Origin of the sequence: Edaphobacter sp. 4G125 (genome assembly GCF_014274685.1) — a bacterium.
Taxonomy (GTDB): Bacteria; Acidobacteriota; Terriglobia; order Terriglobales; family Acidobacteriaceae; genus Edaphobacter.
In genome coordinates this window covers 1,935,364-1,949,841 of the sequence record NZ_CP060393.1, presented here as the reverse complement: position 1 = coordinate 1,949,841, position 14,478 = coordinate 1,935,364, and the positions used below count along the sequence as shown (strand labels likewise).

Below are 14,478 nucleotides of genomic sequence, written 5' to 3'. Positions count from 1 at the left end.
GTGAAGCACAACAAGTCTCCCCAGGGCTTGTAACGCACCATGTAACATCCGTGAAACGTATTGAAATAACTAGAAAAATATCTTATGTCGCCTTGTGGTATCCCCGGGTAACTAGTCTCTGGTCGCTTCGCATTCTAGCGTGGCAAGTGTTTTTGAAATGCTGATGCATTCGAAAGATCAGGGGAGGCGGGAAGATGCAATCGCAAGAAACTAGAAGATATAAGTGGATTAGATTCATAAACTTGCCAGCAGCCGGCTGGATGACGTTGGCGCTTTTTCTCATCTTGACTGCGTCCCAGGTGCTTGCTCAAGGTGTCAGCGGGCGCATCGTCGGGACGGTTCTGGATTCGACGGGCGCAGCGGTCAACAACGTGAAAGTAACGGTCACAAGCGAGGACACTGGGATAAGTTTCTCAGGGACCGCCGATTCGCGAGGTGAATATCGAGTCAACAATTTACCACCTGGAAATTATCGAATCCAGATTGAGGCGGCCGGAATGCAGACCGTCATCTCAAAGGGCAATATCGTTACGGTGGATAACGCCACAATCGTCCCTTTCACCCTCCAGGTCGGAACAACAAACCAATCCGTCACGGTAACTGCCACCAACCCGCTCATCGACAGCACGAGTTCGTCTCTAGGCGAGGTGCTGGATGCTCATGAGGTTACGAACCTGCCTCTGAACGGCCGGGTCTTTTCGCAGCTGGTGCAGACCGTTCCCGGCTCCGTGCAGGCTGGCTTCGGCAGTGCGCCTGAGGCTGCCGCCGGCGCCGGAGCATCCGGGCCAATTACAGCGAGCGTCAACGGAATGCCTTGGGGCGGCACGACCTACACCCTGGATGGCGTAAACAACATGGAAATGCTCAACGCCTTCATTAATGTCACGCCACCGCTCGATTCCATCCATGAGGTTAAGATCTCGACAAATAACGCGGACATCACCGTTGGGACTTATGGTGGAGCACAGGTCAACGCGTTCATCAAGTCCGGCACGAACAATTTTCACGGCTCCGCCTATGAGTTCTTTCGCGACGATGCACTCAACGCCTATCAGTGGCGTGCAACGAGTAAGGCTCCATATCGAGCCAACCAGTTCGGCGGATCGTTCGGCGGCCCCATCCTGCGCAACAAAGCGTTCTTCTTCGTCGACTATCAGGGGCTTCTCCTCAGCAATGGCATCAGCTATATTCTTACCGTTCCTACAACGCTGATGACGCAGGGCACATTCTTGAAGAGCCAGTTCCCTTCTCCAATCTACGATCCGTTGACAAAAGCTCCCTTTCCCACCGTCAACACTCCGCAGGGACCCGCGTGGCAAATTCCTACCAACCGTTTCGATCCTGTGTCGGCCAATATGGTGTCGGGAAACAAGATATGGCCCGCAGCAACCGACCAAACCAGCACCAGCAACAACTACAAAGCCAACACCGTCGAACCCGACAAGAGCCATCAGTTCGATGCCAAGTTGGACTATCAGTTCGGCAATGGCGACCGCATCTTCGGTCGTGAGTCCTACCAACAGCGCGATCTTTCGGCTCCCTCGCCAGGAACACCATTTATTCAGATTGGTGACGTCAATGCCAAGAGCCGGAATCACAACGCTGCTCTTGGCTATAACCATACCTTCTCGCCGACGATGCTCAACGAGTTGCGCTTTGGCTTCAATCGTTTTTATACACAGGACTTCGGCAACGACCTTGGCACCAACGAAAATACAGCACTCGGCATTCCGAACGGAAACAGCGCAATTTTCGGGGCGACGGGGATAGGCAACTTCAGCATCGGAAACATCGCGTCGACCGGCTCTCAAGGCTGGACAAACTCACAACGTATCTCCAACTCCTACCAGATCACCGATAATCTAACCAAGGTCTGGGGTCAGCACACGGTAACCTTCGGCGAGGACTACCGGCGGTTGCAGGCTTCACTCACCAACTCAGACGCGAACAAGAACGGAGATTTCAACTACATCTCCGACTACACCAGCAGTTGCACCCTGGATCCAAGCTGTACAACTCCAATCGGAGGCAACCAGTTTGCGAGTTTCCTACTCGGCCTCCCTTCTAGCCTCGACCGCGGTTTCGTCGCGACCAAACCTGCTACCCGAGCCAACCTGCTAGGTATTTATGCGGGAGACCAGTACCGTGTCAACCGCACCCTTACAGTAAACCTTGCGCTACGCTGGGACCTGATTACAGCGGCCATTGACAAAAACAACCGTCAGTCCAACTTCAATCTCGCCACTGGCGTTCTTGACTTTGCCAAAGATGGCAACCGCGCGCCCAACGTGGACAATTATTATGGCGGCTACTCGCCGCGCGTTGGCTTTGCCTACTCCCCCACCAGTGGCGGAACCACTGTAAGCGGCGCCTTTGGTATCACCCACTTCCCTGGAAACTTTGGCGCAATGGGAGGGTTTCTCGAGCGCAACTTCCCCTTCTTTGAAGTCTTCAATAGCCCTGCCCAGCAACGCAACGTGCCTCTACAACCTCTCAGCGTGGTTGGCCTGCCGCAGTATGTTCCCACCTCAACCACAGCATCCGTCGCACCTCCGCCAGGGGTCACCGTCAGCATTATGACGAAAAAGATGCAACCCGACGTGGCTTATGCATGGAACGTTGGTGTACAACAAAAAGTCACCGATTCGCTCGCCTTCAGCATCACCTATGTCGGTACCCGTGGAGTGCATCTCTTCCGGCGTTACAACATCAACACCCCGCCGCCAGGAAATACGCCCTATAACTCGCGCCTTCCCTACAGGTACTTCAACTCAGCCGGACAGCAGTACGCGACCAACATGGACTACGCTGCCGCCGATGGTTCCTCTATCTATCATGCGTTGCAAGCTGAGACGAAGGTTAACATCTCTCACTCGCTGGTCGGGCGTGTGAACTACACCTGGTCAAAAGAGATCGACGATATGAGCGTCTGGTGGCCACTCGACGATCGCTACAACCGGGGTGAAGGCAGAAACCAGGCTCCTAACATTCCGCAGAACTTCATCGCCAGTCTCATCTATCAATTGCCGTTTGGCCCCGGTCAGCGCTGGCTTACCTCAGCCCCACGTCCGGCAGAGGTACTTTTCGGAGGATGGCAATTTAGTACCATCACGAAGCTGCAGTCCGGCAGCCCTCTTGCTTTCACAGCAGCCTACGACAACCTCGGCAGCGGAGTGAGCAATCGCGCAAATGTTACGTGCAATTCTGTTCGAACGATCGGCGCGATTTCAAAATGGTTCGATACAAGCTGCTTCACGACACCGGCAGCACTCCAACTGGGCAATTCAGGTTCAGGAAAGGTCCACGGCCCCGGCTTCCACAACGCGGATCTGTCTTTGTCGAAATCCGAAACTATCCACGAATCGATGAAGATTAGCGTACAACTGGATGCCTTTAATCTCACAAATACGCCGTACTATTCCAATCCGGACACAAACCTCGGGCACTCCAACTTTGGTCAGATCGGCAGTGCAAGAGGAAATCCGCGCCAGCTGCAGATTGGGGCTCACTTCACCTTTTAGCACAACGACAGAGCGCGCTGCGGTTGCATCCATCCACAGCGCGCTCTCCGCAATACGTTCGCAAAAAAGAATCAGGGAAAGGGCTATTGTGAATCGGAGGAAGTTTGTCCTCAAAGGAGCTGCGACTGCACTAGCGACTGGTCTCAGTGATCTGTCGGCTCCGGCAGCATCTAATCTCAGGACTGGGGAGAACCTGGTTCCCGCAAAACCAAGTGGAACACCAAACTACTGGTGTACCTGGGCCATTCAGAACTATATGTACGGGCACCACCTAAAGGACGTATCTCCGGAAATCCTCGAGGGAGATTCTGGTAGTCGACTCGCTCACCAAGCAATGAACGAGAGAGTTCTGCTGGGAAAGCAAGGCTGGGCCCATGACTTTTTCCCTAGCGTACGAGAAGATCTTTACCTCCTGCTGGACGATGGATGGGAATCCGGTGGGACAGCAACCTTCGAGCTCGATGCTACGAAATTTCCGTCTTTCCCTGGGTCTCCAGCTGAACGGCTCTCGATGCTGAACAAAGCTATTCGGGCGGCTAACTGGCGTGGGGCTGCACTCTGGTGCCGCAACACACCAGGAGGTCCGCAGGACGAACATTTGGAGGCGATCAGCCTCGATGCGGAGATTCGCTATTGGAAAGTCGACATCGGCGATCCAGAATTCCATCTGGTTGATCTGCGCAGAAAGAATCGCTCTCCGCTTCAGTTTGAACATGTTCACGGAGAACCTCCGCTCAATGGCGATTGGCATGACGGTGGAAGATTCGGCACACAGAGCTGGGGAACACGCCGGCAAGAGATTTTGGCCAATACTGACGTGTATCGAACTTATGACGTGACCTCTATTCTTTCCCTTCCTACGACACTCGACCGTCTCGCCGAAATGCTGAAAGGTGCACAAGGACATTCCAATCTATCTACTCTTCTCAACGTGGAAGATGAAGTCTATGTCGCTGCGGTCATGGGGTGCACCATGGGCGTCATGCGCCACCCTCTCTACGGATTGCGACCGGGTGCAGATGTCGACCTATTCTTCAATGGTTCGCGACAAGCCAAACGCCGTATGGACGAAGTGGTTCGCGCCCTGCGCTGGCAGCGTATCGCTCGCCCTTTTGCTGCAGGCTCGGGAAGCGTCCAGGTCAGCACTGAAATTCTGATTGATAGCTGGAACTTCGAGCTCGGACAGACCTGGGATAGCAGCCTCGTCGGCAATCTGGTCCATCAAGGAGCACCAGCCTGCATCGCACGCAACCTCGCTCTACCCAAGGTCACATCAAGGGGCGAGAAGCCTTTCGTCTTTGCAGCGAAGTTCCCAAGTGGAGCAGTCGCGATCGGCGTACAGGAACGGACCCGCCCCGGTCACGGCTGGTACATGCCTCTTGCAAATGTCGAGCTACACGTCGGAGATGCGCCAGGGCCGTACGGCATCTTTGGTATCTTTGCCTCGCTCAGTCTCATCTTTGATCGTCCGCTCGCAGGAAAACGTGTTTTTACCCAGGACCTTGCTTCCAACGAAGCATTTGATGTAACCCATCTCGTGCGCATCGATGGACGCAGCCTTCATTTGAGCGAGACAAATCTGCGCGACTTTGGGTTGCACTCCGCAACGAAGGGCGACATCTCATCGCCTGGACTCGTTATGATTCTTCGCTAACAATCGTTGCGTGAAAGAAAGGGTGCAAGTGAAGAAGCTTCCATTTGTTTTGTTGGTATCTCTCGCCGCAGTCCACCTCGCCCCGGCGCAACAGCAGGCAGCCACTTCACCACTTGGCTTCACCTCATCGGTTCCATCTCTAGCACAATCCTTCGCGTGGGCGAAGAGCCAGGCATTGGAATACAGCCGAACAGGGGTGACGACAATCGGGCCGTGGTACGAAGCAGCACTTCCCGGCCGCAATGCCTTCTGCATGCGCGATGTCTCTCACCAGACAGGGGGTGCGGCTGCGCTCGGTCTCTACACCGCAAACAAAAACATGCTCCGCCGCTTTGCTCAATCCGCAGTGGAATCGCGCGACTGGGCGGCCTACTGGGAGATCGACGGCGAAGGCCGCCCCTCCGCCGCCGACTATATCTCCGATACTAATTTCTGGTTCAATCTACCCGCAAACTTCGACGTCCTAGACGCCAGCACCCGTATGTGGCGCTGGACCGGAGACGACAGCTATCGCTACGACCCCGCCTTTCAACGCTTCTTTCGCATCACGACCAGCAGCTACATCAAGGCCTGGCAGCTCGCCCCAAAGACGATTCTTCATCGGCCACGCATCGCGAATCGCCGACAGGCAGAAGGCCGTTTCGTTCAGGCAAGGGGCATCCCTAGCTATTCCGAGGGCACGCACGATTTTATCTTCGGCGCCGATCTTTTGGCGGCCGAGTACCGCGCGCTGAACTCCTTTCAGGAAATCAACGTAAAAAATACATCTCTTGTGAAGAAGATGCGGGAAGACGCCGACGCCGTCCAGTCGCTGCTGGAGCGAGTAGCTTGGTCAGAACATGATGCACACTATCTTGGCACTATCCGCAAAGACCTTAGCGGGTACGGCTCCGGCGACGCACTTGTACTGTATTTTGCGGCAGCCAAAGACCCAGCACATATTCGCGGTGCACTCGGCTACCTCTCCTCACCTTCCTATTGGAGTCAGATCAACATTGAGGAGGAGAGCTACCTTCCTCTTATTCTTTTCCGCTATGGAAGAAACCAAACCGCTTACCAAGTGCTGACCGACCTCAGCGCCCCGCACAAACAGCGGAGAGAATACCCGGAGGTGTCTTATGCAGTCATTGAAGCCATCGTCAGTGGAGTCATGGGCGTGATACCCGGCACCCCCTCTGAAAGATTCGACCTTAGCACATTCTCGAGACTGCCGGAGAATACCGATAGTGCAACGCTCACATCTCTATCCATCAAAAAGAATCAAATCGATGTAACTCACAAGGGAACCTCAAGCACATCTTTGAAGAACAATTCCGGGCCACTCCTTCGTTGGCGAGCTCAGTTCCCAGGAAATCTTGCATATTTGAAAGTTGATGGGAAAAGATCGCCTGCGCATCACACGATAACCTCAGAAGGCCTCCCAATCAGTTGGACAGATATAGCCGTTGCCCCTGGGGCCACAATTTTGGTCGAAAGTGATCCGATCTGCGCTATCACCTCCAGATGAATACCTGCATAAGAGGCGAGAGACATTAATCGCAGTTCGGCAGGAAGTATCCCCTTCAGCGAAGGAGAATTCTAAATCAGTCTAAGTGCCAGTACATTCACACTCGAAGTCCGCGGTAGATCGACAATTTGAATCGTTACTTCTTGTTCAGTCTGCGAAAACCGTACCAGTTGACTTGTGGCCAATAACCGTACAGACGCCACTTTCCGCGCAAAATCCGGGAGAACGAGCGATCCGTTGGGTGGATCAAAAAGATGCACATAGACATGATCACGACCAGAGGTCGTTCTTATTCCTGCCACATTTTGGATCGGTCCATAGATTGTATCGAAAATTGACTCTCCATTGATTTCTAACCAGTCTCCGATACCCCGAAGTCGTTCTTGAAATTCTGGCTGCACAAGGCCATCTGGTTGCGGCCCAATGTTCAAGAGGAAGTTTCCACCTCGACTCGCCACCTCAATGAGGGCACGAATTAACTCTTGTGTGGATTTGAAGTCGCGGTCATTCGCGTTGTATGCCCAGGTCTTATTGATCGTCATGCAAGTTTCCCAAAGCTGGAACTCGCTTGCCTGGGGTACTCCTTGATGAAAAGCAATACTGGGATCGGCCCCACGCACCTCCACGTCCTTTGTAGGAATCGCCTTTGGGATAAACTGTTCCGGGGTTACGAAGTCGCCGCGCACCCCAATGCGATCATTAACCAAGGTCTTGGGTTGAAGGGTATGAATGAGCCTAAGAAACCTTTGGCCATCGTATTTCTGCTGATGATTCAGGCCGTCGAACCAGATGATCTTGCAATCTCCGTATCGCGTCAATAACTCCGTGAGTTGCAGTTCCATGTAGTTGAGGTAGGACGACCATTCTGGACGATTGGGTTCCCCATTCCAGTTCTCTTTTGCTAACTTGGACGTGTCACGAAATCCTGGATGCGTGAGGTCCGGTGGCGAATAGTAAAAGCCGAGCGGCATCTCGCGCCTCTTACAAGCATCTGCAAGCATGCCAACGATGTCTTTGCCATACGGCGTCTTTGTAATCTTGTAATCCGTGTAATCAGAATCAAACATGCAGAAACCATCATGGTGCTTCGTTGTGAAGACCATGTATTGCTGACCGGCGCTGCGCGCTAGATCGATAAAGTGATCTGGATCATACTTGGTGGGATTAAATCGCTTCCAAAGAGAACGATATTCCGCTTCGCTGATATTCCATTTCCCAGACGGCCGCATGATGGGCCACGACGCTTCGACGCTAGCCAGAGAATATGGTCCCCAATGGATAAACATGCCAAACTTTGCTTTGCGAAACCATGCCGTATGAGGATTATCGAGATCGTTTGCGACTGCAAATCGCGGCAACATGGAGAGAACCCCGGCCGCAGAACCCAGTTTGAGAAAGTGACGCCTCGAAGCAGTTTGAGCGCTCATAATCACCTAACACTAGATGTAATATCGAATTATTGTCAAATATTTTTATTTTTGTCTAAATGTAATCTAGATGTTTAAGCGCTCACTATAGTCAGCTGGAATTGAATTAGGAGAAAGCGCGAAGAACTTACAGAGAGAGAAGGCTGCTTATTTCGTCGCTTTCGCGAGGATGACAGTCGCCGTCAGCAGCGGGAGGATACTAACGAGAAAGGCTGTCACGGATGGTCGCGAAGCATTCTTCCACTCGCCAGCGATTACACCGGCCATGCACGCTGTTAGCACCATGGTGATCTGGTAGATCGCCCAACCTGCGGAGTCCCCGAGCGGCCCCAACTGATAAGTTGCCAGTCCGTAGAGTACAACCGCGGAGATCCACAAGAAGCCCATCAATCCGCTCCAGAGCCCATCCGGAACTGGCTTTCTGAAGTTGTTCCAGCTGCGATTCCGAATAAGCAGCCAGAACGAGTAAAAGAAATTGGGGATGAGTCCTCCTGCGAGAGCAATGGGCCAAATGGCAACAACCGCGACTGCAGAGTGGGCACCTCGCTTCACAGCCGCCTCACTGATCCCTCCACCAAAGGAAAGGGACAAATTGAGCATTGAAGACAATACACCCGAGATCGTAGCAATGATGAATCCCGACAGATAGTTCGCCGCGGAAGATTCATGCTTCCTGAAATCCCTCATTTGCCCGGCCCAACCCGATAATCCCACCCCAAGCGTCATCAACGCGCAGCCGCACACCAGCATGAGCCCTCTTCCGGCGAACAGGCTACCTTGCCGATGCGCCAAGAACGGAATCAGGGTGCCGAAGACAGTACCCAGTCCAACAACCACGGTGAATCCCAGTGCCATTCCGAGCCGTCGGATGGCGATGCCAAAAAGTACCTGCGCTACTCCCCAACCGAAACCGAATGCAAAGGAAGGGTACAAGTCACGGGCAGTCAATCCCCAGTAGAGCGCGGGCCAACCTGGCACAGCGTAAAAGCACAACGACACCGGAACCAGAAGCAATGACACGAAACTAAAAACAAGCCACGTACACTCCCATGGCCAAACCTTAATGCGTTTGATCGGCGACATACAATTGCCGACGACTATGCCTCCAAACAGTGCCAATGCAATTCCAACCATGTTCGCTGTCATACGAGGTCGCTACTGCTTCCGGCTTCCTGGGGAGTTTGGTATCGGCCGTCCTTGACCACTGCTGGATGGACAAAGTGCGTGCTCAAATGAGGAATGTATTCGAGAAATGTCTTCGGGTGTCCCAAAGCAACATGATTGAAAAGGACAAGATGTTGATGGATCTGTCCCATATCTCCCACATGAGGCACCACGGGCACACCAAATATTCTTGCCAGCAAGCTTACGGTAAGGAATTCGCTCACGCCTCCAAGGCGAGTGCAATCAGGCTGCAGAAACTTGGCACACTCCGCCTGCAGGAAATTCTTAAAGATCACTCGATTCGGCACATGCTCCCCCAGAGCTAATGCAATGGGAGCAGCAGCATTCGCTAGAGACTTGTGGGCAAACACGTCGTCCGGATGCGTGGGCTCTTCGATCCAAAGTGGATTGAGGGTTGCAAGTTCTTTGCATGCGATCAAAGCCTGGGGATAGCTCCACTGCTGATTTGCATCAAACATAAGCGTTGCTTGATCTCCAACAACTTTTCGCAACCCTCGTGCGCGGACGAGATCATGCTCCAGCGACCCACCTACCTTCAATTTAAAGGCGTTGAAACCCGCGTCGACGCTACGTCTAACTCGGTCCTCCATTTGCATCGAACTGTATTGATACCACCCAACGCTCGTATCGTAGCCCGGATAGCCCGCCGCAAGTACGTCTTCTCGTTCCGAACGAGAAGACATCTGAGTCGTCAACAGTTCTGTGGCTCGACGCGTATCCAACACATCCTCCAGGTAACTGAGGTCCAATAACGCCACGATCTCATCTGGAGAAAGAGAGAGAAGAAGTTTCCAAAGCGGAACCTGCCTTGCTTTGGCCCAGGCGTCAAAACAAGCGTTCGTAATCGATGCAAGGGCGAGATGAACTACCCCTTTGTGGGGTCCCAACCAGCGAAGCTGCGGATCATCTGCCAGCAGCCGAAATGTCAGGCCAAAATCTGACATCAGCTCTTCGATATCTCTACCCACCAATTGAAGGCTCAGAAGACCTATCGCATTGCACACAAGTTCATTCCCGCGGCCCATCGTAAGTACAATTCCAGTTCCCGTTACACCAGTATCGAGCGTCAGTTGCGTAACCGCGAAGGAATAGACTGGATTGGAATGAACTGCATCCGAACCTGCACCCGGTTCCAACGGAAATCGACGATCTTCCGCGAAAATTGTTTTGATCTGCATCGTCTCTCCTAAAGTCGATAGCCAAGTTCAGCTCCGCCACTGACGGGCAGCGCACAGCCAGTAATAAACCGGGCAGCATCTGAAAGCAAAAAGACAGCTGCATCCGCGATAACATCACCTTCCGGGCAACTTCCTAGAGGATGGATGCGATCAAGGTAGGAGGCAATGTCAGCCTCGTTCTCCTGCTCTGCGGCCCATTGCCGAAGCATCGGAGTCCACACCCCTGCAGGACAAATAGCATTGACCCGAATTCCATCTGCCGCATAGTCCAATGCCATCGCTTTGGTCAAAGAAATCAAAGCACCTTTGGTTGCAACATATGCTGCATGATTCGCCTGACCGATGAGGCCGACCATACTTGCGGTGTTCAGAATCGTGCCGCGCGTAGAGAGCAGCTCTTTATAAAAGTACCTCGTAGTCCAAAGGACAGATTTCAGATTCACCCCGAAGAGTCGGTCCCATTCTGCCTCGTCAGTCTCGTGCAACGGCTTTGACGGCATTGCGACTCCAGCGTTGTTGTGGAGCGCATCGACTTTGCCCAATGCAGCGAGCACGACAGACACCGCTTTTTCTACGGATGAAGAACTGGATATGTCACAGTGCACGAACAGGGCAACAGGACCGAGCATGACCGCAGCCCGCTCTCCTTGCTCGATCGACAAATCCAAAATCGCAACTTGAGCACCCTCTCGAACATAGGCCCGCGCACATTCCAAGCCAATCCCCTGAGCTCCACCAGTCACCACGACACACTTGCCAGATAAGCTTCCAGACACTTCATAGACTCCGAATAGAACTATACATTTGAGCGCTCAAACGTGTCTATACAGAATTCCCGCACGAGAAGGCTAGATAGATTATCACTGACTAAATGAGAACTCTCCGGGGAAGGATAGGATTATGAGCGCTCTTATACAAAGAGAGTGACTTTCGAAAAAGAAAATAAAACGAACAAGAACGACGTCCGAATTAACGAAGCAAGCCTATCTCTCATCGGACGACCATCCAGGCCATCCAGGGGTTCTGTGCTAGCATCAACGCCATGCAAGAGGATTTCTGCGAAGAGGAGTCCTTCTTTGACAACGACTCGCCGGTATCGAATGAAAGCATCAAAAAAAACTATTGCCAGCCCACCTCTCCTGATCAAATCGTCCCTTGCGGAACAACTTAAAAACGAAATTGTTCGTGGCAACTTACCCCAGGGTTCTCGCATCATTGAAAAATTCTGGGCGAGTAAGTTTGGTGTTGCTCAAACCTCTGTCCGTGAAGCCATCAACATTCTTATCTCCGAAGGTTTTGCAACCAAAAATTCTGGACGCAGTGCGCGCGTTAGCTCATATTCTCCCGAGAAAGTGGCCCAAATCTATGAAGTTCGGGCTGCGCTCGAAGGAATGGCTGCCCGTATCCTCACCCAGTCCGGTCAGGATCTCTCTGCCCTGGAACATGCAATCGCCAATATGGCGAAATCCATTAAAAGCAAGGATTTGACGGCTCTGCTCGAAGCCGATCTTAGATTCCATTTGCAACTTTGTGAACTTACCGGCAATGAAGTCCTATCTCAGCATGCGCGCATGCTCTTGGTACCGCTCTTTGCCTTTGTCTCGATGCGTCTAGGAGGAAACGCAACGCTAGCAACAGCTTGGAAACCGGACCTCGAACGACACCGCGCCATGGTACGTGCTATAGCAGAAGGAGAAGCCTCGATCGCCGAGTTGACGGTTCGAAATGCTATTCTTCGCTTTGCCGACCATGCGAACCAGATCTGGCGTTAGTCTCTTTTCGCAAGTGCAACCCCGAGCTGTCGGACCGAATCCCAAATTGGTCATTTCCAAAACGCACATGACATAGTTCTCCCACAAACCCTCGAGGAGTATGGGGCTCGAATAGCTTCAAGGGATTCCCTAGCTTCGGGATGAATCCGAAGAGCGTGTTGATAATTGTCTCGGCAAATGCACCACCTCCAGTACATTCCCGCATGCAACCTTCTCGCTGCGCAATCCGAACCGGGGCATCGTATTCCCGCCGCCGTGGCCCATAGAATTCATGCGCCTGTGCGTAAACACCCTCGTAGATTGCCATTCTGGTCCGCCGCAGGAAAGGAACCGCGTCCTTCCAGTATCCGAGAGTGCACATCGCATCAACGGTAACTGCTGGCCACGCATCATAGGCGCCCATCGGGCCGTGATCGGGACGATCGGAGTTGGCTACTGCCACATCCAACATCGATTGGGCACGCATCCATTTCTCGGCAAGCAGTTCCCTTTGAACAAACTCAACCATCTCCTGACGCACTGTAGGCGGCAGATCTGCGGCCATAAACCTGCCAACCGTAGCGAAATCATAGCAATGCCTCATCTCAACCCGCTTACCATCCCGATGCAGACTTGCCCATACACCTTGGCCCGGCACATATAGAGTCATTACTGCCAGGGCAATGTCTTCTGCTTCCCTGCGAAGTTCATTCGCTTCCCCATGACTACCCGATAAATCGACAATGTCGGCATACTCGCGCATCATCCAAACGTTTGCAGCATTGAAGGAAGGCACTTTATTGATATAAGTAGGAACACACTCTAAAAGATTGGGGGCCTCTCCATAGTCCGCGAGCCTGTCGGATGGCTCACGCACCAGTTTCTTCCAATCCGTTGCCAAGACCTCCAGTCGCTTCTTTACTGTCTGATCGGCTATCTTCTCATCCAGGAATTTTTCATCTTGTGTTACGGACAAGTACGACCATGTCAAGCGAAAGATAGAGAGATCATTCGCTGCGTATCCTCGAAGGTCCCACCCTTTAGGACTAGTAATTCGCTCGGGCGAGGGAGGGCGTCGAGTTTTGAACACGATAACGGCATCCTCGTGCGGATCCTGTTCGAGGAAGAGCTTGATTTGCTCTTTCATCTGCTTGGGTTCAAGCATGGCGAATAAAGTCGAAAAGAGTGAGGTGTCCCAGTAATAGACCACACCTTTGGCTCGTTCCCCACTTGTAATAAAGGTTCTGTCACTCCAAAGGTTGGTACGGAGTAGGACCAGAAGAGTCAACACGCTTCGATAATAGATTTCATGAATCGCAGCATCGCTCGTGACTAGTGTAGGAGCATTCCCCGAAAAGAAGTTGTTCCCCGGGGTAAAAGCACTGTTCCAGCGATCCTCCCATACCTTCTTGGCACGAATCCACTCCGACTCGAACCATAATATGGGCGACAGATGTTGAGATTCTGCGTCTTCAGCACTCGCTCTCATGCAGAAACGAATTTCATGATCCTGTTCTGGAAGGAGGTTCAACTCCCATTCCACATAGGAATCGCTCGTCCCGGCCATCGGGGAATCGAAAAATTGGTAGATCGCATTCATCGCGAATTCCCGCGATCGAGCGATTAACTGCACTCCACCGCTGGCATCCCTGCGGGCGCCCTTCGTATCGATTTTGACGCGTATGGTCTTCCTTATTCCGCTCGTATTCTTAAACTTGACTCGCCATAAGATGGCAGAGTCCTCCATAACAAGACGGTTCGTCGTTACGATCTCGAGGTCCGGAGTCTGAGTACGCCTCACCGATTGATAGGCGAACCACTTACAACTCTTACTGTCATGCTCTGTGCCGTCGACCGACATGCGACAGAGGGGCAGGGTGTTATAGATATACCAGCGAGGCCCGGAATCCCTGTAGAGTTGTCCTCCGGGTAAAAAATTCACGCCGATCAGATCTGGCGCGCAGGCGGCCATCTCATGAAAATTATGAAGTGAAGGCATATGTGCCAATTGATCGCAGTCGAGCCATCCCGTTTCTAGCTCATCGAGTGTCGGAATACCCAACACTCCGGCGCGCTTCGTTTCGTGGATGGAAGCAAGTGAACGAGACGGAAGAAATGCCATGGCAAGTACCGAAGCACCTGCCCCGCAAAACTGACGCCTACTAAATATTGTCTTGGGTTGCACTCTTCTCCGGATCTTCGATCTGCTCATCGCTACGAACCTGTTCCTTCTGTCAGTCTGAAAACAAATGACA

9 protein-coding genes are annotated in these 14,478 nt (G+C 52.6%); 4 read left to right on the top strand and 5 right to left on the bottom strand.

Features of this window, described 5'->3' with window-relative positions; all coding sequences use genetic code 11:
• Positions 1-260 precede the first annotated feature (260 nt).
• From H7846_RS08105 to H7846_RS08095, 3 genes are all read left to right on the top strand, one after another.
• Entirely contained in the window at positions 261-3,521 is a 3,261-nt protein-coding gene (locus H7846_RS08105; protein ID WP_186695948.1) for a TonB-dependent receptor, read from the top strand.
• 88 nt (positions 3,522-3,609) lie between these two features.
• The gene (locus H7846_RS08100; protein WP_186695947.1) at positions 3,610-5,175 is read left to right on the top strand and encodes a hypothetical protein; all 1,566 of its coding nucleotides are present in this window, start codon (positions 3,610-3,612) and stop codon (positions 5,173-5,175) included.
• 28 nt (positions 5,176-5,203) lie between these two features.
• Entirely contained in the window at positions 5,204-6,682 is a 1,479-nt protein-coding gene (locus tag H7846_RS08095) for a hypothetical protein (protein WP_186695946.1), read from the top strand.
• A gap of 71 nt (positions 6,683-6,753) precedes the next feature.
• Here H7846_RS08095 and H7846_RS08090 read toward each other — a convergent pair whose 3' ends face one another.
• The 4 genes from H7846_RS08090 to H7846_RS08075 form a co-directional block, all read right to left on the bottom strand.
• The gene (locus H7846_RS08090) at positions 6,754-8,109 is read right to left on the bottom strand and encodes an alpha-L-fucosidase (protein ID WP_186695945.1); all 1,356 of its coding nucleotides are present in this window, start codon (positions 8,107-8,109) and stop codon (positions 6,754-6,756) included.
• A gap of 147 nt (positions 8,110-8,256) precedes the next feature.
• Complete coding sequence (locus tag H7846_RS08085; RefSeq protein ID WP_186695944.1) at positions 8,257-9,255, bottom strand: L-rhamnose/proton symporter RhaT; 999 nt, start codon at positions 9,253-9,255, stop codon at positions 8,257-8,259.
• Entirely contained in the window at positions 9,252-10,472 is a 1,221-nt protein-coding gene (locus H7846_RS08080; protein ID WP_186695943.1) for an enolase C-terminal domain-like protein, read from the bottom strand. Before H7846_RS08080 ends, H7846_RS08085 begins: the two co-directional genes overlap by 4 nt.
• Positions 10,473-10,480: 8 nt before the next feature.
• Positions 10,481-11,248: an SDR family NAD(P)-dependent oxidoreductase gene (locus tag H7846_RS08075; RefSeq protein WP_186695942.1), complete on the bottom strand. Its 768-nt coding sequence runs from the start codon at positions 11,246-11,248 to the stop codon at positions 10,481-10,483.
• Positions 11,249-11,548: 300 nt separating this feature from the next.
• On the opposite strand from H7846_RS08075, the gene H7846_RS08070 reads away from it, so the two are divergent.
• Complete coding sequence (locus H7846_RS08070; protein WP_186695941.1) at positions 11,549-12,244, top strand: GntR family transcriptional regulator; 696 nt, start codon at positions 11,549-11,551, stop codon at positions 12,242-12,244.
• On the opposite strand, the gene H7846_RS08065 is transcribed toward H7846_RS08070, so the two are convergent.
• The gene (locus H7846_RS08065) at positions 12,201-14,345 is read right to left on the bottom strand and encodes a hypothetical protein (RefSeq protein WP_186695940.1); all 2,145 of its coding nucleotides are present in this window, start codon (positions 14,343-14,345) and stop codon (positions 12,201-12,203) included. The genes H7846_RS08070 and H7846_RS08065 overlap by 44 nt on opposite strands.
• Between the last annotated feature and the right edge of the window lie 133 nt (positions 14,346-14,478).